This window comes from Melioribacteraceae bacterium (genome assembly GCA_019638015.1).
In the GTDB taxonomy this organism is placed as follows: domain Bacteria; phylum Bacteroidota; class Ignavibacteria; order Ignavibacteriales; family Melioribacteraceae; genus JAHBUP01.
Map to the genome: position 1 here is coordinate 77,666 of JAHBUP010000001.1, position 23,043 is coordinate 100,708.

Below are 23,043 nucleotides of genomic sequence, written 5' to 3' on the forward strand. Positions count from 1 at the left end.
ATATAATTCCAACTTTATTTGCTAATTTGATAAGTCTCTGAATTTAGAAGGAAATCATGCAATACTATTTTCTTAATAACCGGAGCTTGATCAAGCCCTACACTTACAAATCCTTCGTAAGTCTGACTTTGTTCGTTTAACCGTAATATTTCTTTCTGAATAAACCCCCTTATCTGTAACTCAACCTCAGCAGTTTTTCTTAGCGGAGAACTGTCTTGGGCTTTAATTATAATTTTATACAAAAAATTGTTAGAGTTATCCTTTTGAACTCTATGCGATATTAATTTGGGGGGGGATTTATCTAAGAAAATCCTTTTTTCTAAAACAGAATATTCGTCGTTTGGATTTAGGGCTTTTAATAAAAAGATGTTATTAGAGCCACCAAGAGTTTTTTGGATGTTGAATCCATTGTCGTTATCAAGTTCTACTTCTTGATCGTTTATAAATAAAGCATTTCCATTTTTAACCGTTCCCACAAAAGATATTTGTTCCCGGTTTGTAAATGATAAGGTGGGACTCACAAGAATTATCTCTGGCTTTTCAGAATAGGGAACAAGTATTGCGGTAATTGTGCGTTTATAGCCCGCCAGAGAATTTACTGTTATTCTAATAATTTCTTCTTTGAATAACATTGGTAAAATTAAATTGCAATTGCCAAGTGTATCAGCGTATCCTGTTCGCTTCCATGAATCATTTTCTGAATTAATTTCTATCGATGACATTGGTCTTGTTTTAAACACAAGTTTTTGTGTCATTGGGTTGATCGTAATTTTAGTGTTTTCCTCAATCTCTAATCCGGTTTCGTTTAAAATAATTATTCGAGGATCGCCCTCATAAAACACAGTTCGCTTTACAATGGATTCCAATCCACTATTATTAAGCGCCCTTATTGCTATTTCACTTTTCCCTTCAATTAGTGAAAGAGAATATTTGAATGATCCCTCGCTTGTTATTTTGGCTTGCCGGTCATTTATAAATACTTTACTTCCGGGGGAAGTTCTGCCTGAGAGGTCCATTTGTTTTTCCTTAGTAGAAAAATTATTTGGCGGAAAATCAAGACTAATAAATGGTTTGTCATTATCTGGAGATACTACAAAATATCTTGTCTCAGAAAAAGGACCCGGTAAGCCTGAATTATCTACAGAACAAGTTCTCCAGTAATAAACTCCCTTTTGAAAATTATTGAAAGTGGTTCTTGTCTCAGTGATGTTCTTCCTGGTATCGTACATTGTTTTAAAATTATTGTCGAGCCCTATTTCAATCCAATAACTATGAGCGCCATCAACAGAATTCCATACAAATTCTTGTGTTTGAGAGAGAACGTTTAGCATGTTGGCGGGAGAAATTATGTTAGGCGAAGGAAGCAAATCTTTAGCATCAGAAGGAGTGCCAGTTTGATTGATAACAGAGCCTTGATTTTTTTGTACTACCACAGTTTTGTTGCTTGTCTCGAGAGTGATTTCGCCATTGTAATTTGCGACTTTAGTATCGGAGGCCCCCTTTTCAATCCAAAAATATTTTGAGTTAATTTTAGTTTTAACCCCCGGTATTTCTAAATTAAAATCCTTTTTGGGACTGTTAAGAAGCATGGCATACGCATCCCCCTTTTCAATTTTAATCTTAGAAGATGATCTATTGGTTAAAGCATCAACTCTTGTTTTTTGAATAACCGCCTGAGAATTTTCATTTAACTTTATTTGACTTAAATCGTGAAAGGTTATTCTTGCCAGCGAAAGAGCAAGTGTTCTGGCCACATCATTTTCTCTTAAATTTTCATGCAGCTCTGCGCTCTGCCATGATAGTGCAGAAGCAAATCTTTTTTGCAAAGTTCCTTTTTTAAAAGTAACAATTGCATCAATTGTTTTGTCTCTAATTTCAATAGTCTGTTTGTGTGCTCTTTCTGCAAGAGAAACTCCTTGTTTTGCAAAGTCAATCGAAGAATCAATCTCAAATGATTCTTTCTGCTTTAATGAGTTTTTATAAGCCACTTCTGCGTCTGTAAGCAGTTCGGCTGCCAATACCTTTGCTCCGACTTCAACAGCTTTTTTAATTGAACCTTTTACGTTTTCGATTGACTGGAGCATTTGAACAACTTTTTTTTGAGGAATTACTATTACCTCTCCAACTTTCAAATCGGTCAATTCTCTTACTCTATTATGTTTCAGTATAAACGGCCATAAATCGGCGCTTCCAAAATATTTATCTGCTAACTGTCTTATATTAAAACCGGACTCAAGTTTTATTGAGGGTTCTTTCTGCTGAGCTACTAAATATGAGCTAGTACTAAGTGAAGCAAAAAGCAGAAATATTAAAAAAAGGGTTGTTCTATATTTATTCATTTGTTTCATTTCCGAGTGAAAGATTTTCCATTAAACACATTTAGGAAAATAATTTCTATGTGATGACTATAACCACTATTCAAAGGTTGATTCGGGTTTATCGCATTATTTATAAACAATATTACTTATTGAATACAGGTAACGAAATTATAAACTCGGCTCCCTCTCCCGGTACGCTTTTAAGACGAATGGTTCCTCCCATCATTTCAACTAATTTTTTTACGATTGATAATCCCAATCCGGTTGAGTGCTCTCCAGCAGTTGGCCGCGCAGAAAGACGGGCAAACTTTTGAAACAATTTTTTCTTATCATCATCAGTAAAACCTGGTCCCTCATCTTTAATACATATTTCAACAATGTCGGGATCAGCGGATTCTCTCACTAGTAAATATATATTTTTATTAGGTGGTGAAAATTTTATTGCGTTGGAAAGAATATTCTGCAATATCTGCATTGTTAAGTTTGGATCTGCATAAACAGTATAATTGTCGGTGGAATAATTTTCTATTATTTTAATTTCCTTTTTTGAAATAGCGTCTTTGAACTGCAAAATAAGCTCTCTATTTATTGCCTTAATCGACACTTCTTCCATTGTAGTATTTAATTTGCCCTGTTCTATTGCATTTACGTCAAGTAAGTTTTTTACAATAGAAAACATTCTACTGGATGCTTTGGCAATTTCGTCCAAAAAGTCATCCCTTTGATCCTCGGGCAGTTCTTTGTCTTCCTTTAAAATTTCTGCGAATGCGCTTATTGCCGTTAGTGGGTTTTTTAGGTCGTGGGCGGCAATACCAAGAAATTCGTTTTTCTCTTCATTCAATTCCAACACACGATGATAAGCTTTTTTCAACTCTCTATTTGATTCGTTCAATTCAGCGGTTCTTTGCTCAACCTTTGTTTCAAGGTTTTTGCTGTAATCTTCAAGCTCCTTCTTTTGTTTTTCAATTTCACTAAAGTTCTTCTTTAACTGTTCTCCCATTTGACCAAGTGAATCACTCAAAAGACCAATAGAATCATTTGCCGCATAATCGCCACGGGCGTCAAAATTGCCAACCGATATTTCTTTTGAAACCTCGGCCATTTTTATAATTGGTTTACTGATATGATTTGAAAAAATATATGCCGTAATTAATGAAAGCAGAACACTAATAATTATAAAAATTAAGAAAAACATAAAAGCTTCGTTAACAACCGCATAAGCCGCTTTCTCTTTAATGCTGGAAATTACAATCCAGTTGGTATTTTTTGTTCGCGAAAAACAAGAAACAATTCCGCCAGTTTTATTATCATAATAATTATTTACCAGCGTCATTCCTGTATTACTATTTAATAGCGAAACGGCATCCTTTAAGACAATATCGGGAACATCGGTCAGAAATTTGTTGGAAAGAAATTTTAATTGGGATACGTCACTTATGAAAACGCTTCCTATTTTACTTAAAATATTCGACTCAATTTCTGAAGCTATTTCAGTAAGATTAAAAAGAGCCGTCAAATATCCATTTGGCAGAGATGGCGAATTTGTGTGCAATACAATAGCAAATACCCAGGTTCCAAGTTCTTTACTATAAAAGGGTCTACAAACAAGAATTTCTTTAATAGTTATAAAATCGATTTCGGAAATTAATTTAGCTTTTAAGTTATTTGGAAACGAAATGTGATTATTACTGTTTGTATGAACAACATCTTTATTTGTGTTTAATACTTCAACAAGTCGGTTATTTTCGTTTATAGAAAGATTTAATAAAAGTAGATTATCAATCTTTTCAACACTGGAAACCATTAATGCAATTTTTTCTTCGGCACCAAGTCGGGGGTTTTCAATAATGTTTTTTGTGAATTCAATAAACTCTATATTTTTTTTGATTTCCGAGTCGATACTCGCGGCAATAGAATTAGAAGAAAAAATTAACTGCCCATTTATATTGCTTTTTAACTCATCTCTAATTACTCCCGTTATACCATAACTAATCAATAATCCTGGAATTATGGCCATAAATAACATCAGAATTACCAGTTTAATCTGCCAGGGAATTTTATTAGTGAATCTTTTTAACATTTACTATTAATCCAATGTTAATAATGAAGGTTGATTTATTTTTTCTTAATTTCATATTGAAATTAGGACTTATTTAAAATACTGTTTTTATGATTAAAATAATTATAGCCGACGACCACCCCATGCTTAGAAGCGGGATGATTCAAAACATCAACAAAGAAGTTGATATGAAGGTAGTGCTCGAAGCTGAGAGTGGAGAGGAACTTCTATCCAAATTAGACAATCAAGAATTTGATGTTGTTATCCTTGATATTGGATTGCCGGGTAGAAGTGGATTAGAAATATTAAAAGATATTAGGAAGCTTTACCCAAAAGTTCCGGTTTTAATGTACAGCGGCTATCAAGAAGATAGATATGGTTTGCGCGCAATTCAGGCCGGCGCAAATGGATACATTTCTAAAGAGGATACAAAATCAAACCTAATAGACGCTATTAGAAAAATAAAAACCGGCAAAAAATATATTACGCCGGAATTAGCTGAAATATTAGCAAATGAAGTCGACAAAGATATCGACAAACTGCCTCACGAACGCTTATCGGATCGTGAATTTGAAATTATGCGACACATTGCGCTGGGTAAATCGGTGAGTCAAATAGCCGATCTTCTCTCTATCAGCGTTAACACAGTCAATACCTACAGGGCTCGGATACTTCAAAAAATGGGGATGAACAGCAACACTCAAATTGCTCTATATGCACTAGAAAATAATATTTTAGACTAACTATTAGATACTCATTATTTATATTATTCATTTATTTGCAGCTTGGGCAAATCCCGCTTACAATAATATTTACTCCGGTGACTTTATATTTTTTGTTAATAGAAATATGAGGAACATCTTCATCCAGACAACGAACAGCGCCACATTTTTCGCATGAGAAATGGAGATGTTTATCGTAGTGGTGTTCGGTTAAACATTCTTTACACAGAGCAAATCTCATCACGCCATCGGTACCAACAACTTTATGTGCTTTTCCCTCTGATGATAAGCGATCAAGTACGCGGTAGATTGTAACTCTATCACAACTAACATCCAATAATTCCTTTATCTCCTGGTGTGATAACGCTACCCGGGAGGATGAAAGAATTTCGAATATTTTGGCCTTTGCCTGTGTGTTTCTTGAGTTTTTCATAAGATTAATGCAACAATGTTGCAATAATAAAATAACTTTCCTAATTTTGCAACACTTTGAAATGATAGATGGATAAATTATAGTGCATCAACATAGTGGGATTGATGGAATTATCTTTGGCGCCTTTGTCGATACTTTTTTAATGATTCCTATTCTGTTTATTCTTTACTTCCTTCTCGAATATTTTTCACACACTAAAAATCTTGATCTTGTTCATCAGCTAAAAATCTCGGGTCCACTGGGGCCATTAGCCGGGACGATATTGGGGTTAATTCCTCAATGTGGAATGTCGGTATTCGTAACATCTCTTTTTATCTCTCGAAAAGTAACAATAGGAACATTGATTGCCGCCTATTTAGCAACATCGGATGAAGCCATTCCGGTATTACTTGCCCACACAGAAAAAATTCAATTCATTGGTTATCTATTAGGGGCAAAATTTGCGATTGCCGTTTCAACCGGGTATCTGGTAGATTTTTTCTTAAACAAAGAACTTTATAAAGGTCCCGAAAAACTAAGTTCCGAGCCGCATGTAATTGAAATAAAAACTGAGTTACAAAGAACTAATTTTACGAAAATCATTAATCACGCTCTTAACAGAACTTTTAAAATATATTTTTGGGTGCTTGCGGTAACCATTATACTTGGATTGGGAATATCATTTTTACACTTCGAGGAAATTATCGGCTCATTGAAAACAAATTTATGGATAGAAGTATTAATAGCCTCTATTTTTGGTTTGATACCAAACTGTGCCGCTTCTATTGCCATTGCCGAATCATTTCTTCACGCGGGTCTATCTGCCGGTGCGGTAATTGCGGGTTTAAGCGTTAACGCGGGGTATGGTCCAATAATTCTTATAAAAGAAGCGCCTGTAAAAATTTGGATTAAAATTATTTCTGTGATAATAATGGTTTCAATTGGGTGGGGATTGGTAATCAATTACTTTTTCTAATTCATCCACCCAGACTGGTAAAATTATTATTTATCCATCCATTCTTTAAACGCGGTTGAACGTTCAACACTAACAAGCGCATCAATGTCTTTGGGTTCATTTGGAATCAGTTCTATCTTAATTCTAGAGCGTGAAAAGGGAATCATACTTTTTATTGACTTGAAGCTAATTATCATTTTTCTGTTTATCCGAAAAAAGTTTTCGGGATCTAAAATTTCTTGAAGTTTGTCAAGTGTGTAATCAACCGGAAAAGTATTTCCCGAAAATGATGTTAGAAAAACATTTTTGTCCATAGCGTAAAAATAAGCGATTTCGTCAGTTTCTACTTTTCGAATCTTTTGTCCGTATTGAATTAAAAACCTTTTTTTATAATTGATTTCTTTGTTTTGGATACTTTTAATTAAATATTCAAAATCGATCAAGCGGGAGGTTTTAGTATTTTTGAATTTGTTTATACTTTCTCTTAAATCTTCTAATTTAATTGGCTTTAAGAGATAATCGATACTATTGAGTTTGAATGCTTTAATGGCGTACTGATCATAAGCTGTTGTAAAAATAATGGGGACATCAATATCAATTTGCTCAAAGATAGCAAAGCTCAGCCCATCCTCAAGCTGAATATCGAGAAATATTAGATCGGGCCTGTTCACTTTTAACCACTCAACTGATTTCTCAACAGAACGAAGTTTAGTAGAAATCTTGATTGAAGAATCAACCTCATGAATTAATTCTTCTAATCTTTCCGCGGCTAATTTTTCATCTTCTATTATTATAGCGTTCATTTTCATTTTGCTCCGATAAAAGTGCAGGGTGCGCTATTTACACAAAAAAATATACTATTCTTGAATTATAAGAGGAATCTTGGCGATATATTCTTTATCAGTAATTATGAACTCTGGGACAAAATTACCTAAAACCTCATACCTTTTTTTCAGATTGTTAAGCCCAACTCCGCTTGAATGGGTTTGATTAAATTTGGGTTGAAGATTATTAGAAACCACGAGATAACCATCCTCAATAAAAATTTTTAATAGAAGCGGGTGTTCCTCCGATGCCCGGTTATGTTTCAGCGCGTTCTCAAGCAGAGTTTGAACCGCGAGCGGGGGTACCAAATAATTAAGTTTTGAGGCGTCAACATTTATTTCTGAAATAATAGAATTATCAAAACGAATTTTTTGAAGAAACAGATATGATTTAGAAAACTCCAACTCTTCTCTAAGCTCAACGACCGGCTTGTCAATTACATCAAGCGAGTAGCGATTAACCAGGGCAAACTGATCAACAAATTGTTGTGCCTTTGCCGTATCCTTTTTAATTAATATAGAAAGCACATTTAAACTGTTAAATAAGAAGTGAGGATTAAGCTGACTCTTTAAAGTCTCCAATTTAATTTGAGCATTTTCCTTTTCGAGAGTCTCGGTTAATAATTTAGATTCCTGGATATTTTTATAAAAATGAATTGATTCTAGAATTGCCATCATAATCACGTTGCCAATAAAGGCGATAACGGAATTAATGAAAAGAATCCATTCAAACGATTCTTTGTATGGAGAAATGATTTGAACAACTGTAGTAATTATAATTGCTCCGCTAACCCCAATTACAAATACATAAAATAGTTCCACAAATAATCTTTTTGCCAGCGCTTCTTTCCAACCATACTTTTTATTGAGCTGATTAAGAGTTTTAATGTTAAGCACAAAAAGATATAAAGTAATTATACCGGCAAAAAAAGTACCGTAAAACAACCGAATAATAAATTCTACAATACTTTTAATATGAATAAACCCAATAAAGTTATTGTATAGTATCAGTATGAACTGAAGAATGAATGTTGCGGTGATAACATAGAATATGGATTTTTTATTTATCACAAATAGTATAGTGTTTTGAGAGTTCAAGTAATTTGGTCTCTAAAATAATACAAAATGAATTATAGTTTATTTAATTATTTATGAATAAAAGAGCCGGGCAACTATCCCGGCTTCAACAAAACAGATTTAATGTAAAATGTTTTAGAACAAACCATACTTCAAACTAATGCCGCCGCCAAAATTCTTGAATATTTCTTCATCGGTCCCAATCATTTCTACAGGAGATGAAAGCCTATAACTGCCCGTTAAAGCAACCCACCAATTACCAGCAATTCTGTGTGTTAGCTCTATGCCAGGCTCGGTAACAAAAAAAGTTGTTTGATCTATTGTTTCTTCTACCCATGTTTTATTTTTTCTGTAATCTTTATCATACCTGTATTTTGTTAAACCGCTTGCCATCAAAACAGAGGCGGAGAATTTAAGATCATCGGTAATCGAAAATATTTTTTCAACGAAAAGCCCGGCATAGCCAGCTTCAAGATGATAAGTTCCATCTGTAACGAGAGCATTCAACTTTTTGTCGTAGGAAAAACCCGATGCACCGAGACCTATTGCCCAGCCGCTATCAAATGTTAACGCCGCACGAATGTCAAGGATACCGGCATTGTCGGAATTTACAGTGGTGTATTTTCCACCAAGAGCAACATACCCGCCCAAGTTTGTTTCACCTAAAGTAAAAAGGTGATTTTTTTCTTTTGGCTGGGCAATAAGTGTGGCCGCTAAAGCCAACGAAACGATTAATAATAATTTAGTTTTCATTTTATTTCTCCTTTTTGTTTATAGAGTTTTTTAATTTCTGAGGGAAAACTAAGTGTGAAGGAGACGATTTAAAAATTTTTGATGATGAGTCGGTAAAAATGAAGGATGAGTCCGCTTTTTTAAGAGATGAAATTTCCCCAAATTAAAGCGAATAATTTATTTTAAACTTTTAAACGATTGATGTACAATTAAAACAGTAAGACCAACTATAGAACTGTTGTAAATAAAATAAATTGAATTGAAAAAGCAATTTGAAGTAAACAGTATCTAAGTGTACCCAACAGCATTTTAATCACCAAAGGATAATTAACATGAGTGAAATATCTTTTAAAGAAATAGCCGTTGACTTTTTGAATCTAGCGGCAGGCGGGGAATCAAGAAAGGCATTCAATTTGTACGCGCATAAAAACTTTAAGCATCACAACGCATACTTTAAAGGTGATGCCGAAACCTTAATGATTGCGATGGAAGATAGCGCTAAAGCAAATCCTAATAAAATATTCGATATCAAAAGAGTATTGTGCGATGACAATTTTGTTGCCACTCACTCATTCATTCAGCAATCGCAAGCAGAATTAGGCTGGGCGGTTGTACATATTTTTCGGTTTGAGGAGAATAGAATTATAGAGATGTGGGATTTGGGACAAGCATTCCCTGAAGAAGTGATAAATGAAAATGGAATGTTTTAACACACAAAAATCATAATGAAGATTATAAGTGTGTTCTCATTACATGAATTTTTTCAGTTTGTTAATGTCGACATGTTTGCCAAGAAGAATTAGTGCTACATCGGGCTTTAATATTAAGTTTGGCTCAGGCACAAGGTTCATTTCATCACGGAGTATATCTTTAACGGCGATGATAATAACACCAAATTTTTCGCGAAGTTTTAAATCTCTAATTGATTTACCAACAAGCGAATCTGGAAGAGCAATTTCAACAATTCCATATTCGGGAGCGAGCGATATTTGATCAATCAACATAGGGATTGTTAATCTTTTCGCTAGACGAACAGCGGTTTCCTTTTCGGGATAAATAATTTCGGTGGCTCCTACTGATAAATACACTTCACCACGTAAATCATTCATAGATTTAACTATTATATTTTTTATACCCAAATCCCTTAAGTGGATAATTGCCAAAACAGTTTCTTCCATGAAAATTTCTCCCAAACCCAATATTGCCGTATCGATTGTATCTTTAACAAATTCCGACAGCATCTCTTTGTCCTTTGCGTCACCAACAACGGCATCGGTAACCAGATCCTTTATTCTATCTACTATTTGCCTATCATTATCAATGGCAAGAACTCCGTGACCGTTTTTTGCAAGCTCAATTGCTAAGTTAAAACCAAAAGTACCTAACCCTATTACTACAAATTGTTTCATAAATTCTCCTGGTTAGCCCGCCATTACATTACCGGTGGGATAACTGTAATTTGTTGATTTGATCTTTCCGACTATTGAATATGCAATTGCAAGCGGACCTACTCTGCCCACCAGCATAGTTAAGGTTATTAATAGTTTTCCGAAAACACTTAAGGATGAGGTAACGCCCATTGATAATCCCACAGTACCAAGCGCCGAGGTTGTTTCAAAGATAATTTGAAGTAGAGAAAAGTTTTCCGAGGCAAACAGAACAAACACAATAGTGGTCAGGTAAAAGGAACCAAATATTGTTATTCCCAAAGCTTTATTTACAGTCGAATCAGTTACTGACCTTCGAAATGAATGAATCTCGTTTTTGTTTCGTAATATTTTTAGAAGAAAAAGTAGAACAACACCAAAAGTTGAGGTTTTAATTCCACCCCCGGTACCGCCAGGAGAAGCACCAATAAACATTACAATAACTATTATAAATAAACTCAATGGCTTCATTAAGCTTATCTCAACCGAATTAAATCCGGTTGTTGTTGAAGCAGATATAGCTTGAAATGATGACGTTAATATTCTATCATAAAATGATTGAGGTTGGTTATGATTTCCTTCAGCAATAAATATTATTATACACGATACTACGATTAATAGACTTGTTACCCAAAGGACAAGTTTTGTGTGAGAAGAAAGTCTTCTTGGATATTTATTTTGATAAATATTTTTAAAATATTTTGAAACATCGTATAAAACAAAAAATCCAATACCTCCGGTAATTGATAGTATCGCAATAATTATATTGATAAAAGATTCGTTTGAGTAAGAAACAAAACTTGATGAGTATAATGAAAAGCCAGCCGTACAGAATGCCGATATTGAATGAAAGATGGCCGAATAGAGCGCGCTATCCAAGGGTTGATCTTTAGCGAAAATAACAGTCAAGGTTACCGCTCCGAACAATTCAATAACCGAAGTAAAAATAATGACAAGTTTAATAAATTTTTTCAACTCAATACCACTGGGGCGGGAAATTGATTCGGCAAGTAATTTTTTCCCGTTAAGAGACAGATTTGAACCCAACCCAAAAGATATTGAAGCGACAAAAATCATATACCCCAAACCACCAATTTGAATAAGTATCAATATTATTATTTGTCCTGGAATGCTATAATAGCTACCCGTATCATAAACGGCTAGTCCAGTTGTACTAACCGCCGAAGCCGCAGTAAAAGCGCTATCAACAAAGTTAGTATATTGATTTAACGCCGAAGCAAATGGTAGAGAAAGTAGTATTGCCCCCATGAGTATTAGAACAGCATAACCAAAAGTTAATATTTGTATTGGAGTTAATTTGCTGAACATATAATTAAAAATTTTTGTGGGGCTAAAATGATCTTTAATAATTTATAAGCAAGATAAATCGTGATTATTTATACCATCTTTATATTGGTGACGATGTTTTTATATTTCCCTTATAAAGTAGCATTATTTATAATTTCTTTATATAAAATCAATTTAATTTTAGAGCGTACTTATTAATTGTTGTTTAATTTTGATTTGCGATTTTGATTAATCCTTGACAACGAGTGTGTTTGAAAAATGAAACCGAATAGTTCAAAAAAAGCGAATTACAAAAGTGGAATATTTGTCAGATTGACCCGACACCTACAATCAACCACCGGAAAGTACATATCAGTATTGATGCTAATATCACTACTAAGCTTATTTTTATACTACATACATTTTCAAATTGGATATCAATCGGTATCGCTGATATTTCTTTTTGTAATCTCCCTTTTGCCAATAATGAATTATAAACCGGGGCAAATATTTTTTGCAGCAGTATTAAGCGCCTTTGTTTGGAATTTCTTTTTTATTCCTCCTTACTATACTCTAAGAATTGGAAAAGTGGAAGATACAATGATGTTCGGTATGTATTTTATTATAGCATCGGTTTCCGGATTGTTAATTTCAAGAATAAAGACACAGCAGTTAATAATAAACGCGAGAGAGATAAAAACGAATGCGTTGTACAATCTCGCAAAAGAACTTTCGTCCGCGAAGAGCTTGGATGATGTTGTTGGTTGTTCTGTTGAGCAATTAAAAACTACTTTTAATGCCGAGATAGTGTTTTTGATTTATATTAACGAACCAAGCCCAAAGACGGAAGTTCACAAATTTAGCACAACATCAATTGATGATACCGAAATTAACATAGCTAACTGGGTATTTTATAATTCACAAAAAGCGGGAAGATTTACAGATACGATGCCGATTACAGAGCTGACTTATTACCCGCTATCAACCAAAGATAAGAAATTGGGGGTTGTTGGTTTTTTGTTCAAGGAAAACACAATTTTGAATAATGACCTTGAATCGTTGATAACTACATTTCTCTCCCAGATTGCGATAGCGATTGAAAGAGAGCTATTAAAAGAATCGACTAAAAATCATCTAGTTGTATTAGAGTCCGAAAAACTTTATAAAAATTTATTTGACTCTATATCTCATGAATTAAAAACTCCGATTACTACAATTCTTGGAGCTGTTAGCTCATTTAAAGAGAAAAAAATTTTACAAAATCATTTCATCATGGAAAGATTAGTTCAAGAAACAACAATTGCGGCTGAAAGATTAAATAGATTAGTTGAAAATTTATTAGATATAACAAGACTGGAAAGCGGAAATCTAAAACCTAAAAAAGAATGGCACTCATTAGATGATTTAGTAAACAGCATAGTGGATAAATTTAAGATTTATAATTCCCATAAAACAATAAAGGTAGAAATTCAAAACGAACTTGGATTAATACCGATTGATTACGGTCTTATTGAGCAGGCTTTATTTAACATAATTCACAACTCTCTTGAGTACACAGATGAAAATTGTATAATAAATATTGTTTTAAGAAGAACTAAAGATAAATCAGTAATAACAATAGCTGACAACGGCAGGGGATTTCCAGAAGCAGAGATCCAAAATTTGTTTAAAAAATTCTACCGTATTCCGGGCACCAAAACGGGAGGCACGGGACTTGGGTTATCAATTGCTAAGGGTTTTATCGAAGCTCACGGAGGATCCATTTCCGCAAAAAACAAAAGCACCGGTGGAGCAGAGTTTATAATATTTTTACCAATTAGTTGAGAGTTGAGATGAAAGTTCAAGACACTATTGTAATTATTGATGATGAAGCACAAATAAGAAAAATCCTTTCAATAACTTTAGAGGCAGAAGAGTATAAAGTAATTGAGTCTTCTAAAGGAAGAGATGGCATAATCGCCGTCGCAAATTATCATCCTCAGTTAGTCATACTTGATCTTGGACTTCCCGATCAAGACGGATTAACCGTATTGTCGGAAATTAGAACATGGTCAAGTGTGCCAATTATTGTTTTGTCGGTTCGAAGCAGGGAAGAAGTAATTGTGAAAGCCCTTGATCTTGGAGCAGATGATTATGTAACAAAGCCATTTAATACTTTTGAACTGCTTGCTAGAATTAGGGCAAGTTTACGGAGGGCGCATCAAATCAACAACAGCCATGTAATCAATAACGGAAATCTTAAAATTGATTTATCGCAAAGAATAGTTTATAATAAAAATGAGGAAGTAAAATTGACAAATACAGAATATCTTCTACTTATGCTATTTTTTAAAAATATGGGAAAAGTTTTAACATATAATTTTGTGTTAAAAGAAATATGGGGACCCTCACACACGGAGGATTCTCAATATTTGAGAGTCTTTATTGGGCAAATAAGGAAAAAAATTGAGGAAGATGCCGCGCATCCCAAATACATAATTACCGAATCGGGAGTTGGTTACAGAATGAAGCTGCAAGAAAGTTAATGCAGTAAATTTCAACTTTTTGATAAGGCACATCTTATAAAATCAATCTCATCATTATTCACAGTATGCCCCATTCCATTATATATTCTTTTTTCAACTTTTGCGTTTAGTGAAAGAAAAATTTGTTCTGTCTCATTAATTCGTTGAAGGGGAATGTGGGGGTCTATATCGCTGCAACCTAGGAATATCTCGGTTCCTTGCAAATCGCCATAATAATTTATTAGTTCAGATCGATCACCAATTAATCCACCGCTCAAACCAAAAACTGCCGCAACTTTTTTTGGAAAACGAGCCGCATATTCCAAACTCAAACAAGCCCCTTGGGAAAAACCCAATAAGAAAATTTTATCCGAAGTAAAACCATATTCACTCAATTGATTAGCTATTGAATCAATCACTGATAAACCCGATGATCTTCCCGGTTCATTCATTTTTACAGGAGAAAGAAAACTGTATGGATACCATGAATAATCACTGGCTTGTGGAGCAATGTAGACAATTCCATCAACATTTAATTCATCGACCAACGATAAAATATTTTGGGCAGTAGAGCCACGCCCATGAATCATTATCATTACAGCTTTTGCATGTTCCAGCGTTGTTCCGGAATAAACAAAGGGATGTGCGTTATGCGGTGCAATTATATTTGTAAGATTCATCATTCTATAGTAATAAAAATTGATCTTCGTAATTTTTTATCAATGCTTTTAGTTTTGTGTCCTCGACCAAAAGTATCTTCAACAAGTAAAATATCTCCCGCGCTAAATCTTCTTTTTTCTCCAAGCCCCGTTTCAATTTCAATTTCACCATCAAGCAAAACTATAAATTGTTTTTGCGGAGCCGGATGGAAATCATAATTATAATCGCCGTCTGTTTCTCGAAAGATTAATTCTTTAACGGCAATTTTTTCAGAAAGTCTTCCAATCTCACCTTCATCGAATAAATCATAATCCAGAACCTCAAAATGAGCTTCTCTATCTTCGCCGGTAAATAATCGGGTTACTTTCATTTCCGTACAACTTCTTTTGTAATTAAAGGATAGAGTCGTGATTCAATAATATCTCTTTTGCTTTCGTACCAATTGGGCAATTTTAGTTCTGTACCAAGTGAATGTAAATCTTCATCAATAAGAAAACCGGGTTCATCTGTAGCAATCTCAAATAAAATTCCTCCCGGTTCTCTAAAATAAATTGAACGAAAATAATTTCTATCTCTCTGTTCTGTTGGATACAGCCCAGTCTCAATTATTTTATTTCGCCAGTTGTTTTGAGTCTCATCATTCGCGGTTCGCCATGCAATATGATGAACAGTTCCAGCGCCATTTTGCGGGGGACCAATTTGCAGATTTGTCTTCAAATCAATAAAAGATAAAGAAGACCCGTCTCCGGTTGAGTATCTTTTAATATTATTAATTGATTCAATAAACTTAAAGCCAAGCACATTAGAGAGAAGAGTTTCTGTTTCGGTAGAATCATTTAATAAAAATTCTACACCAAAAAAGTTGCGAATTGAATGCTCTGCTTGAATATCTCCATTGTTCCATCCGGGAATTGAATCAGCAATTGGGTCGGCGACTAATTCTACCAGCATACCATCAGGATCAAGGAAAGATAGATATGGATAACCAAAATGAACTGATGGACTGTTAAATGAAACAGCTAGTGCTGATAATCTATCAACCCAATAATCCAACGAATTAGCAGGTATACGAAATGAAATCTTTGAAATTTCTCCGATACCCCGTTTTCCTCGTCGTGCATCAGGAAACGGGAAAAATGTTAATATTGTACCGGGGGTTCCAGTTTCATCACCATAGTAAAAATGGTACACGTCAGGTGCGTCAAAGTTTACGGTTTTTTTTATAAATCGCAGACCAAGTATATGTGTATAAAAGTCGTAATTGGTTTGTGGATTTCCCGCCATCGCTGTTATGTGATGTATTCCTGTAATATTATTTTCCATCTGAGTTCCTTTCATCTAACCGCGGAGTTTATCTAATAAATCATTTAGCGTTTTTGTTTCTTGTTCACTAAGCTTGACTAAATTATTATCAAACTCTTCATTGTGCTCATCAATTTTTTTAAGTAGTGATAATCCCTCGGGAGTTATTTTAACTTCCACTCTTCTTCTATCTTCCATACAAATTTTTCTATCAACTAAACCTTTTGAAATTAGCCGGTCTACCAGTCGGGAAGCGTCGCTCATTTTATCAAGCATCCTTTCTTTTAGTAGATTAACCGATGCGGGATTTGGGTGCTGACCCCTCAATATTCTTAATATATTATATTGCGCTCCGGTTACTTTGTATTTTTTTAGCAGACTGTTTTGATATTCAATAAGCCAGCCGTGAGTAAAAATTATATTCACGGCAAGCTTATGATATTCATTTCTAAATTTTTTCTGTTGAATTTCGTCTTCTAATTTCATTATGATTTTTTAAGTTGAAGATCAATTTTAAGAGTGACTTCTTTACCAACAACTAATCCACCCGTTTCAACAGTATTATTCCACTTCAAGTTGTAATCAAATCTGTTGATCTCGCCCGAAATTTTAAAACCGGCTTTCGTATTTCCCCAAGGATCTTTAACCATACCATTAAAACGAACATCCAATTCAACTTGTTTTGTTACATCTCGGATTGTTAAATCTCCAACCAGTTTATAATTTTTATCATTTACCTTTTTCATCGATTTACTTTTAAAAGTCATTTGGGGAAATTTTTCGGCGTTAAAGAAATCATCTGAACGGAGGTGCTTGTCGCGACCCTCATTTTCGGTTGAAATGCTTGCGGTATTTATTGTGAAGTCAATTTTGGCCGTGGAAAAATCGTCGCCATTAGTAGTAATAGAACCACTATAATCTTTAAATAGCCCATCAACATCGGTAATAACAAGGTGAGAAACGCTAAATCCTACTTTGGAGTGTGATTTATCTAATTCCCATTTGGTCTGGGCAATTGAAACTGCTGTCATTAAAAGCAGTAAAGAAAAGATTTTTATTGTGCGCATTTTATGTCTCCTTTTGGTTTGGTTTTTGTGTTTTTAACTTTAATATATGTTGTAACATATATTATTATATAGAAAGTTCCCCAAAGCCAAAATATATTATCGATATTTTCCCAAAAGACCAATTTCAGGACACTGATTGCACTCAAACTGAAGGGTTATGTGATGAATTCCAAATTTATGGTGTAGTTGTTCTTCTATTTTTTTTCTCAGGATGTCGCTCTGACTAATCTGCATATCTTTAACATTTACATGAGCCTCAAGATGGATATCGTTATCCCCAACCATCCAAAGATGTATATGGTGAATATCATCAACCTCAGAAAATTTAACTACTTCCTGTTGAATATCATCTATAGATACATTTAATGGCGCACCCTCCATCAACACGTGAACAGCTTCTTTAAGAATGATATAGCTTTCTCTTATTATATATAAACCAATTACTATTGTTAATAGGGGATCGATCCAATTAATGTTCCAAACAGCAATTGCAATTGCTCCCATAATTATTGCAACGGAAGAAATTGAATCACTCAACAAGTGAAGGTAGGAGGAGCGGATGTTAATATTATTGGCGGCATCCTTTTTTAATAATAAGGTTCCAATTATGTTGGCAACAAGACCAACAACCGCAACAATGGTCATTGATTGATATTCAATTTCTACCGGATCATAAAAGCGAAGAAGTGCCAAATAAAAAAGATAAACATATATCACAATTAACACAGAGGCGTTAATTAACGCGGCTAAAATTTCCGCCCGTTTCAAACCGAAAGTATGTTTAAAGGAGGTTTCTTTACTTTTTAATTTAATTGCTATATAGGTTAGTACGACCGAAACGGCATCACTAAAATTATGAAGCGCATCAGTTATTAAAGATAAACTTCCCGAAATTATTCCCCCAATAATCTGAACTGCCGTAATAACAAGATTGAGCGCAATTGTTATAAACAGTCGCCCAGTTGTGGTATTTAATGAAATATTATGATGGTGATGTGAATGTTTCCCGCTCATTAATTCTTTATCTCTTTCAAATTTCATAAATTTGCCCATGTGTAGCAAAAATCTGAATAGGGAAGATGAAAAACAAATTTTATACTCAGTTTGATACAGAAAGACTAAAAAAAAATTCAAGGGATGATGATTACCGCACCCCATTTCAAATTGATAGGGATAGAATAATACATTCATCGGAATTCCGCAGGCTACAGGGGAAGACACAAGTTTTTCTCCCCGGTGAATATGATTTCTACAGAACTCGATTAACTCATTCAATTGAAGTTGCACAAATAGGAAGATCAATATCGACGTTTCTATATTCGAAGGAAAAAGAAATTCTAAATAAAGAATATTTTATTGATGAGGATCTGGTTGAATCTATTTGTCTTGCGCACGATTTGGGGCATCCGCCATTTGGGCATGCCGGAGAAAGAAAGTTAAATGAGTTAATGAAAAAATATGGAGGATTTGAGGGAAACGCTCAAACTCTTCGATTGATAGCTGATATTTTTTATAGAGAAAATGATCATCACCGTGGAATGAATCCCACAAGAGCATTTCTTGATGGTATTCTCAAATACAAAGCCACGTTTAGTGAATTTAAAAAGCCGGAAAATCATTTTATTTATGATGAACAAAAACAATATATAACTTTTGTGTTTAGCGGTTTGAAAATTCCCAAAATAATTTCACATCCCTCAAAAATTAATTCGTTTAGAAGTATTGAATGCCAAATAATGGATTGGGCAGATGATACGGCTTACGCTATTAATGACTTAGTAGATTCAATATCGGGCGGGTTCATCACAATTCCAAAACTAATTCAATGGAAAGAAGAAAAAGCAGAAACCGAGTTTCAAAAACATATCATTGATGAAATAATTGAATGGATTACGAAATCCGTATTTAAAAAGAAGTTTGGTGCCCAAATCGGATCATTTATAAGCGCTTGCGGTCTCCATGAAGAAAAAAACTTTATGAGCGGAATAACAAACAGATACAAATATTCTCTTACTATTAATGATGATGTATTGGAGAGAGCCAAAGTTTATAAAACTATTTCGGTGGATCTTGTTTTTAGATCATCACAGCTTCATCAAATTGAATACAAAGGAAACCTGATGATAGAGCAGTTATTCAATTTGTTTTTTACGAACTATATTAAATCCGCAAAAGGGATTAAGCTTTTACCCGACTTCAATGATCAAATATTAACTTCAGAAAAAACAACAAAAAGAAGAGCGCGGTTAATTTGCGATTATATTGCCGGCGCAACCGATGGCTACGCAATGCGACTGTACCGTCGAATGTTTGATCCCGACTACAGCTCAATATCTGATCTGGTATGAGTTAATAATGAATTATAATGTTCAAATAGATAGCGAACAGCGATATAACAGACTCCTCGAACATTTAACCGACTATATTTATACTGTAAAAGTATATGACGGTAAAGTCCTCGAAACGTATCATGGCCCCGGATGTATTTCGGTAACAGGATATAATTCGGAAGCATATCTAATTGATCCGGAATTGTGGTACAGAATGGTTCACGAGGATGATAAACCAAAAGTATTGCAATTATCAAAAGATGCGCTTTCAGGAATTAAAGTAGAACCGCTCGAACACAGGATTATTCATCGAGATGGCTCAACAAGATGGGTTAAAAATACAATTGTGCTTTCATTCAATGCTGAGGGATATCTCACCTCATATGATGGCCTTATAAAAGATATTACTGATTTAAAGTTAGCAGAGGAATTAAATGCCCTAAAGCAAAAGGAATTAATTCAGGCTGATAAAATGGTTGCGCTTGGAACTATGGTTAGCGGTATTGCGCACGAAATTAATAATCCCAATAATTTTATAATGCTTAATATTGTTTTTATACAGAAAGTATTAGCCGATATCGAACCAATACTTGATGAATACTTCAAAGATCAAGGGGATCTTTTAGTTGGGGGAATTCCATTTGAAAAAGCAAAAGAAAAAATAGCTCGCTCGCTTAAAGGCACCCTTGAAGGAGCTCAAAGAATTCAAAAAATTACAAGAAGTCTAACTGATTTTGCCCGTAAAGATCCCGGTGAATTAAATAACGATGTTGACATAATTGCCGTTACCGAAATATCAACTACAATTACAGAAAACCTTATAAAAAAATCCACAGATAACTTTAGAGTTATTTACGAAAAAGATTTACCTCTAATTAAGGGTAATAAACAACAGTTAGAACAGGTACTAATTAATCTTATAAATAATGCATGTCAATCCCTTTCCGATAAAAAGAAAAAAATTACAATAAGTATTTTTACGCATCCTGAAAAAAATAATTTAGTAATTCAAATTAGTGACGAAGGCGTTGGAATTGATGATGAGAATCTGAAATATATATTTGATCCCTTCTATACAACAAAACGAAATTCGGGTGGAACGGGACTAGGACTTTATATTTCATACAATATTATTAAAAGTCATGGCGGCGAGCTATCTATTAAAAGTGAAAAGGGAAAAGGAACCACATGCGAAATAATATTACCGTTAAAAAAATGAGGTAATCGTTATGGGAGGAGCTGTGTACCCCGAATATCCAGTTTTATTAGTTGATGATGAACAACAATTTATTTTTAGTGCTGAAACATCTCTGATAAGCAATGGAATCAATAATATAAACTATACAACCGACAGCAGGGAAGTAATAACAATTTTATCGCAGAATGAACACTCTTTAGTTGTGATGGATATGAACATGCCCCACATTACTGGAGCAGAATTATTGCCTCAAATAATCGAAAAATTTCCAGACATGCCCGTAATAATTCTTACTGCAGTTAACGATATTGAAAACGCGGTTAATTGTATAAAAGCAGGGGCATTTAATTACATTCTCAAACCCGTTGATGATAGTCGGTTGATCTCTACAATTAAAGGGGCAATTGATATTAAAAATATACGACAGGAAAATAAGCGCCTAAAAGATTATCTGCTGACCGATAAACTGCACAATCCCGAAGCATTCTCAACTATAATTACGAAAAGCGGTTCAATGCGCTCTATCTTTAAATACATTGAGGCAATAGAAAAATCACCTCTTCCGGTTCTTGTAACGGGAGAAACCGGAGTTGGTAAAGAATTAATTGCTCACGCTATTCATAAAACCAGTGGAAGAAGGGGAGAGCTTGTTTCATTGAATGTTGCCGGAGTTGACGATAATCTCTTTTCTGATACTTTGTTCGGACACAAAAAAGGAGCATATACCGGAGCCGATACCGATAGAAAAGGATTGATTGAACAGGCTGAAAAGGGAACTCTATTTTTAGATGAGATAGGTGATTTGGCTATCGAATCTCAAGTCAAATTATTGAGACTAATTCAGGATGGCAAGTATTATCCACTTGGTTCCGATTTGGCAAAATTAGCTGATGTGCGTATTGTATGCGCGACCAATGTTGATATAAATTTTATGAAAGAGAGCAGAAGTTTTAGAAAGGATCTCTATTACCGACTTCAAACTCATCATATACATATACCACCATTACGTGAAAGAAAAAAAGATATCTCATTATTAATAAATCATTTTATAGAAAAAGCTGCCGCACAGCTACAGAAACCAAAGCCGACTGTACCTAAAGAACTATATACTCTTCTTTCGACATATAACTTTCCGGGAAATATTCGAGAATTAGAGGGAATTATTTTTGATGCGGTTAGTGTTCATTCTTCCGGGATTATGTCTCTTGATCAAATTAAAGAGAAAATTTTTTATAAAAATAGAAACCGGGACCTTTTTTCTGATTCTGAATTGGGGGAGGAATTAATTTCATTTTCAGAAAATCTGCCCACGCTAAAGGAAATTGAAGAAGCTCTAATAAAGGAAGCATTAAATCGCGCGGATGGAAATCAAACAATTGCTGCGGAATTATTGGGAATTAGCAGGAGAGCTCTGAACAACAGACTCCATAGAAAAAAAGATGAAGTTGAATGAGCAATGTAAGTTTTAAATTGAGAGATGATACAAGAGTATAAAATATATTTTTGAAAGAAAGCAACATTATAAGCATGTCCCAATTCTCAAAAGTGTAACAACTACACCCAAAACCGCCACAATACTTCACAAACTTAAGATATATGAGAATTTTTGTGGCACCCCAATTTTAATGTTAATAATCAAATCGTTCTATTTTCAAACAAAATGAAGTTGGCACTTCATTTGTTTAATATGAGACGATCATAATAACAAACAGAAAGGTGATGGTTATGAAATTGAACAAATTATTTATATTAAGCGTGATGTTGATAACATTGGTTAGCGTAAACATCTACGCATTAAACCCAGAAAGAGTGACTTCTCTCAACAAGAATTTTGGCAGCAATATAGTTGCTTCCTTGAATAGCGAAAATAAGGGAGTTGTTGAAGCTTCTATCTTAATTTTAATGAGCGCTAAAAAATATTATCCTGAACTAAATTTAACAAAAGCAGTAAATAAAATTTCGGAACTATCTCAAGAATCAAAAAACTTAACCATACGTTATAAAGCTCAACTAGCTTTAATGTATGTTAATTTTCCAGAACTGTTTTCGGATTTGGACTTCAGAGATAATGAAAACCCGGATAAGTATTACTTATTAATAAACGAAAGATTGGTAAAAAACTCATTGGCCTCCTATTAATGAGTTAGGCCCTGCTTGCCCCGAAGCAGG

Annotated in this window: 23 protein-coding genes; 9 read left to right on the top strand and 14 right to left on the bottom strand. The window is 34.2% G+C overall.

Features of this window, described 5'->3' with window-relative positions:
- Positions 1–14 precede the first annotated feature (14 nt).
- Both KF816_00320 and KF816_00325 read right to left on the bottom strand, forming a co-directional pair.
- Positions 15–2,339, bottom strand: coding sequence for a FecR domain-containing protein (locus tag KF816_00320; protein MBX3006445.1), 2,325 nt, complete (start codon positions 2,337–2,339; stop codon positions 15–17).
- A 121-nt stretch (positions 2,340–2,460) separates the two neighbouring features.
- Positions 2,461–4,398: a HAMP domain-containing histidine kinase gene (locus KF816_00325; protein MBX3006446.1), complete on the bottom strand. Its 1,938-nt coding sequence runs from the start codon at positions 4,396–4,398 to the stop codon at positions 2,461–2,463.
- An 89-nt stretch (positions 4,399–4,487) separates the two neighbouring features.
- Here KF816_00325 and KF816_00330 point away from each other — a divergent pair, with 89 nt between their 5' ends.
- A complete protein-coding gene (locus KF816_00330) occupies positions 4,488–5,120 on the top strand; it encodes a response regulator transcription factor (GenBank protein ID MBX3006447.1) in 633 nt (210 codons plus the stop codon).
- A 31-nt stretch (positions 5,121–5,151) separates the two neighbouring features.
- Here KF816_00330 and KF816_00335 read toward each other — a convergent pair whose 3' ends face one another.
- Positions 5,152–5,532 carry a transcriptional repressor gene (locus KF816_00335; protein MBX3006448.1) on the bottom strand — a complete coding sequence of 127 codons (381 nt, stop codon included), beginning with the start codon at positions 5,530–5,532 and terminating at the stop codon, positions 5,152–5,154.
- A gap of 82 nt (positions 5,533–5,614) precedes the next feature.
- Between KF816_00335 and KF816_00340 the strand changes: the two genes are divergently transcribed.
- On the top strand, positions 5,615–6,487 hold the full coding sequence (locus KF816_00340; GenBank protein ID MBX3006449.1) for an arsenic efflux protein: 873 nt from the start codon (positions 5,615–5,617) through the stop codon (positions 6,485–6,487).
- 26 nt (positions 6,488–6,513) lie between these two features.
- Here KF816_00340 and KF816_00345 read toward each other — a convergent pair whose 3' ends face one another.
- The 3 genes from KF816_00345 to KF816_00355 form a co-directional block, all read right to left on the bottom strand.
- On the bottom strand, positions 6,514–7,269 hold the full coding sequence (locus tag KF816_00345; protein ID MBX3006450.1) for a response regulator transcription factor: 756 nt from the start codon (positions 7,267–7,269) through the stop codon (positions 6,514–6,516).
- Between the two features lie 54 nt (positions 7,270–7,323).
- Positions 7,324–8,361: a histidine kinase gene (locus KF816_00350; protein ID MBX3006451.1), complete on the bottom strand. Its 1,038-nt coding sequence runs from the start codon at positions 8,359–8,361 to the stop codon at positions 7,324–7,326.
- 141 nt (positions 8,362–8,502) lie between these two features.
- Positions 8,503–9,120, bottom strand: a complete 618-nt coding sequence (locus KF816_00355; protein ID MBX3006452.1) for a hypothetical protein — start codon at positions 9,118–9,120, stop codon at positions 8,503–8,505.
- 311 nt (positions 9,121–9,431) lie between these two features.
- On the opposite strand from KF816_00355, the gene KF816_00360 reads away from it, so the two are divergent.
- Positions 9,432–9,809 (top strand): hypothetical protein, encoded by a 378-nt coding sequence (locus KF816_00360; protein MBX3006453.1) that lies wholly within the window; start codon positions 9,432–9,434, stop codon positions 9,807–9,809.
- Positions 9,810–9,848: 39 nt separating this feature from the next.
- On the opposite strand, the gene KF816_00365 is transcribed toward KF816_00360, so the two are convergent.
- Positions 9,849–10,508 carry a TrkA family potassium uptake protein gene (locus KF816_00365; GenBank protein ID MBX3006454.1) on the bottom strand — a complete coding sequence of 220 codons (660 nt, stop codon included), beginning with the start codon at positions 10,506–10,508 and terminating at the stop codon, positions 9,849–9,851.
- Positions 10,509–10,520: 12 nt separating this feature from the next.
- Positions 10,521–11,855: a hypothetical protein gene (locus KF816_00370; GenBank protein MBX3006455.1), complete on the bottom strand. Its 1,335-nt coding sequence runs from the start codon at positions 11,853–11,855 to the stop codon at positions 10,521–10,523.
- 237 nt (positions 11,856–12,092) lie between these two features.
- Here KF816_00370 and KF816_00375 point away from each other — a divergent pair, with 237 nt between their 5' ends.
- Both KF816_00375 and KF816_00380 read left to right on the top strand, forming a co-directional pair.
- On the top strand, positions 12,093–13,637 hold the full coding sequence (locus KF816_00375) for a DUF4118 domain-containing protein (GenBank protein MBX3006456.1): 1,545 nt from the start codon (positions 12,093–12,095) through the stop codon (positions 13,635–13,637).
- 8 nt (positions 13,638–13,645) lie between these two features.
- Positions 13,646–14,338, top strand: a complete 693-nt coding sequence (locus KF816_00380) for a response regulator (GenBank protein MBX3006457.1) — start codon at positions 13,646–13,648, stop codon at positions 14,336–14,338.
- An 11-nt stretch (positions 14,339–14,349) separates the two neighbouring features.
- Here KF816_00380 and KF816_00385 read toward each other — a convergent pair whose 3' ends face one another.
- The 6 genes from KF816_00385 to KF816_00410 form a co-directional block, all read right to left on the bottom strand.
- On the bottom strand, positions 14,350–15,000 hold the full coding sequence (locus tag KF816_00385) for an alpha/beta fold hydrolase (protein ID MBX3006458.1): 651 nt from the start codon (positions 14,998–15,000) through the stop codon (positions 14,350–14,352).
- The gene (locus KF816_00390) at positions 14,997–15,347 is read right to left on the bottom strand and encodes a hypothetical protein (protein MBX3006459.1); all 351 of its coding nucleotides are present in this window, start codon (positions 15,345–15,347) and stop codon (positions 14,997–14,999) included. Before KF816_00390 ends, KF816_00385 begins: the two co-directional genes overlap by 4 nt.
- A complete protein-coding gene (locus KF816_00395; protein ID MBX3006460.1) occupies positions 15,344–16,300 on the bottom strand; it encodes a ring-cleaving dioxygenase in 957 nt (318 codons plus the stop codon). Before KF816_00395 ends, KF816_00390 begins: the two co-directional genes overlap by 4 nt.
- Positions 16,301–16,315: 15 nt before the next feature.
- On the bottom strand, positions 16,316–16,765 hold the full coding sequence (locus KF816_00400; GenBank protein MBX3006461.1) for a MarR family transcriptional regulator: 450 nt from the start codon (positions 16,763–16,765) through the stop codon (positions 16,316–16,318).
- Positions 16,765–17,346: a YceI family protein gene (locus KF816_00405; protein ID MBX3006462.1), complete on the bottom strand. Its 582-nt coding sequence runs from the start codon at positions 17,344–17,346 to the stop codon at positions 16,765–16,767. Before KF816_00405 ends, KF816_00400 begins: the two co-directional genes overlap by 1 nt.
- A gap of 96 nt (positions 17,347–17,442) precedes the next feature.
- Positions 17,443–18,360, bottom strand: coding sequence for a cation transporter (locus KF816_00410; GenBank protein ID MBX3006463.1), 918 nt, complete (start codon positions 18,358–18,360; stop codon positions 17,443–17,445).
- A 65-nt stretch (positions 18,361–18,425) separates the two neighbouring features.
- Between KF816_00410 and dgt the strand changes: the two genes are divergently transcribed.
- The 4 genes from dgt (at position 18,426) to KF816_00430 (ending at position 23,013) form a co-directional block, all read left to right on the top strand.
- On the top strand, positions 18,426–19,694 hold the full coding sequence (dgt, locus tag KF816_00415) for a dNTP triphosphohydrolase (GenBank protein ID MBX3006464.1): 1,269 nt from the start codon (positions 18,426–18,428) through the stop codon (positions 19,692–19,694).
- Between the two features lie 7 nt (positions 19,695–19,701).
- The gene (locus KF816_00420; protein ID MBX3006465.1) at positions 19,702–20,895 is read left to right on the top strand and encodes a PAS domain-containing protein; all 1,194 of its coding nucleotides are present in this window, start codon (positions 19,702–19,704) and stop codon (positions 20,893–20,895) included.
- A gap of 10 nt (positions 20,896–20,905) precedes the next feature.
- Positions 20,906–22,327: a sigma-54-dependent Fis family transcriptional regulator gene (locus tag KF816_00425; GenBank protein ID MBX3006466.1), complete on the top strand. Its 1,422-nt coding sequence runs from the start codon at positions 20,906–20,908 to the stop codon at positions 22,325–22,327.
- A gap of 272 nt (positions 22,328–22,599) precedes the next feature.
- The gene (locus KF816_00430) at positions 22,600–23,013 is read left to right on the top strand and encodes a hypothetical protein (GenBank protein ID MBX3006467.1); all 414 of its coding nucleotides are present in this window, start codon (positions 22,600–22,602) and stop codon (positions 23,011–23,013) included.
- The last annotated feature ends 30 nt before the right edge of the window (positions 23,014–23,043 follow it).

Excerpts from the sequence above, each read along its gene's own strand:
- KF816_00320 (MBX3006445.1), bottom strand. The coding sequence starts at position 2,339 with ATGAATAAATATAGAACAACCCTTTTTTTAATATTTCTGCTTTTTGCT.
- KF816_00325 (MBX3006446.1), bottom strand. The coding sequence starts at position 4,398 with ATGTTAAAAAGATTCACTAATAAAATTCCCTGGCAGATTAAACTGGTA.
- KF816_00330 (MBX3006447.1), top strand. The coding sequence starts at position 4,488 with ATGATTAAAATAATTATAGCCGACGACCACCCCATGCTTAGAAGCGGG.
- KF816_00335 (MBX3006448.1), bottom strand. The coding sequence starts at position 5,532 with ATGAAAAACTCAAGAAACACACAGGCAAAGGCCAAAATATTCGAAATT.
- KF816_00345 (MBX3006450.1), bottom strand. The coding sequence starts at position 7,269 with ATGAACGCTATAATAATAGAAGATGAAAAATTAGCCGCGGAAAGATTA.
- KF816_00355 (MBX3006452.1), bottom strand. The coding sequence starts at position 9,120 with ATGAAAACTAAATTATTATTAATCGTTTCGTTGGCTTTAGCGGCCACA.
- KF816_00360 (MBX3006453.1), top strand. The coding sequence starts at position 9,432 with ATGAGTGAAATATCTTTTAAAGAAATAGCCGTTGACTTTTTGAATCTA.
- KF816_00365 (MBX3006454.1), bottom strand. The coding sequence starts at position 10,508 with ATGAAACAATTTGTAGTAATAGGGTTAGGTACTTTTGGTTTTAACTTA.
- KF816_00370 (MBX3006455.1), bottom strand. The coding sequence starts at position 11,855 with ATGTTCAGCAAATTAACTCCAATACAAATATTAACTTTTGGTTATGCT.
- KF816_00375 (MBX3006456.1), top strand. The coding sequence starts at position 12,093 with ATGAAACCGAATAGTTCAAAAAAAGCGAATTACAAAAGTGGAATATTT.
- KF816_00380 (MBX3006457.1), top strand. The coding sequence starts at position 13,646 with ATGAAAGTTCAAGACACTATTGTAATTATTGATGATGAAGCACAAATA.
- KF816_00385 (MBX3006458.1), bottom strand. The coding sequence starts at position 15,000 with ATGATGAATCTTACAAATATAATTGCACCGCATAACGCACATCCCTTT.
- KF816_00390 (MBX3006459.1), bottom strand. The coding sequence starts at position 15,347 with ATGAAAGTAACCCGATTATTTACCGGCGAAGATAGAGAAGCTCATTTT.
- KF816_00395 (MBX3006460.1), bottom strand. The coding sequence starts at position 16,300 with ATGGAAAATAATATTACAGGAATACATCACATAACAGCGATGGCGGGA.
- KF816_00400 (MBX3006461.1), bottom strand. The coding sequence starts at position 16,765 with ATGAAATTAGAAGACGAAATTCAACAGAAAAAATTTAGAAATGAATAT.
- KF816_00405 (MBX3006462.1), bottom strand. The coding sequence starts at position 17,346 with ATGCGCACAATAAAAATCTTTTCTTTACTGCTTTTAATGACAGCAGTT.
- KF816_00410 (MBX3006463.1), bottom strand. The coding sequence starts at position 18,360 with ATGAGCGGGAAACATTCACATCACCATCATAATATTTCATTAAATACC.
- dgt (MBX3006464.1), top strand. The coding sequence starts at position 18,426 with ATGAAAAACAAATTTTATACTCAGTTTGATACAGAAAGACTAAAAAAA.
- KF816_00420 (MBX3006465.1), top strand. The coding sequence starts at position 19,702 with ATGAATTATAATGTTCAAATAGATAGCGAACAGCGATATAACAGACTC.
- KF816_00425 (MBX3006466.1), top strand. The coding sequence starts at position 20,906 with ATGGGAGGAGCTGTGTACCCCGAATATCCAGTTTTATTAGTTGATGAT.
- KF816_00430 (MBX3006467.1), top strand. The coding sequence starts at position 22,600 with ATGAAATTGAACAAATTATTTATATTAAGCGTGATGTTGATAACATTG.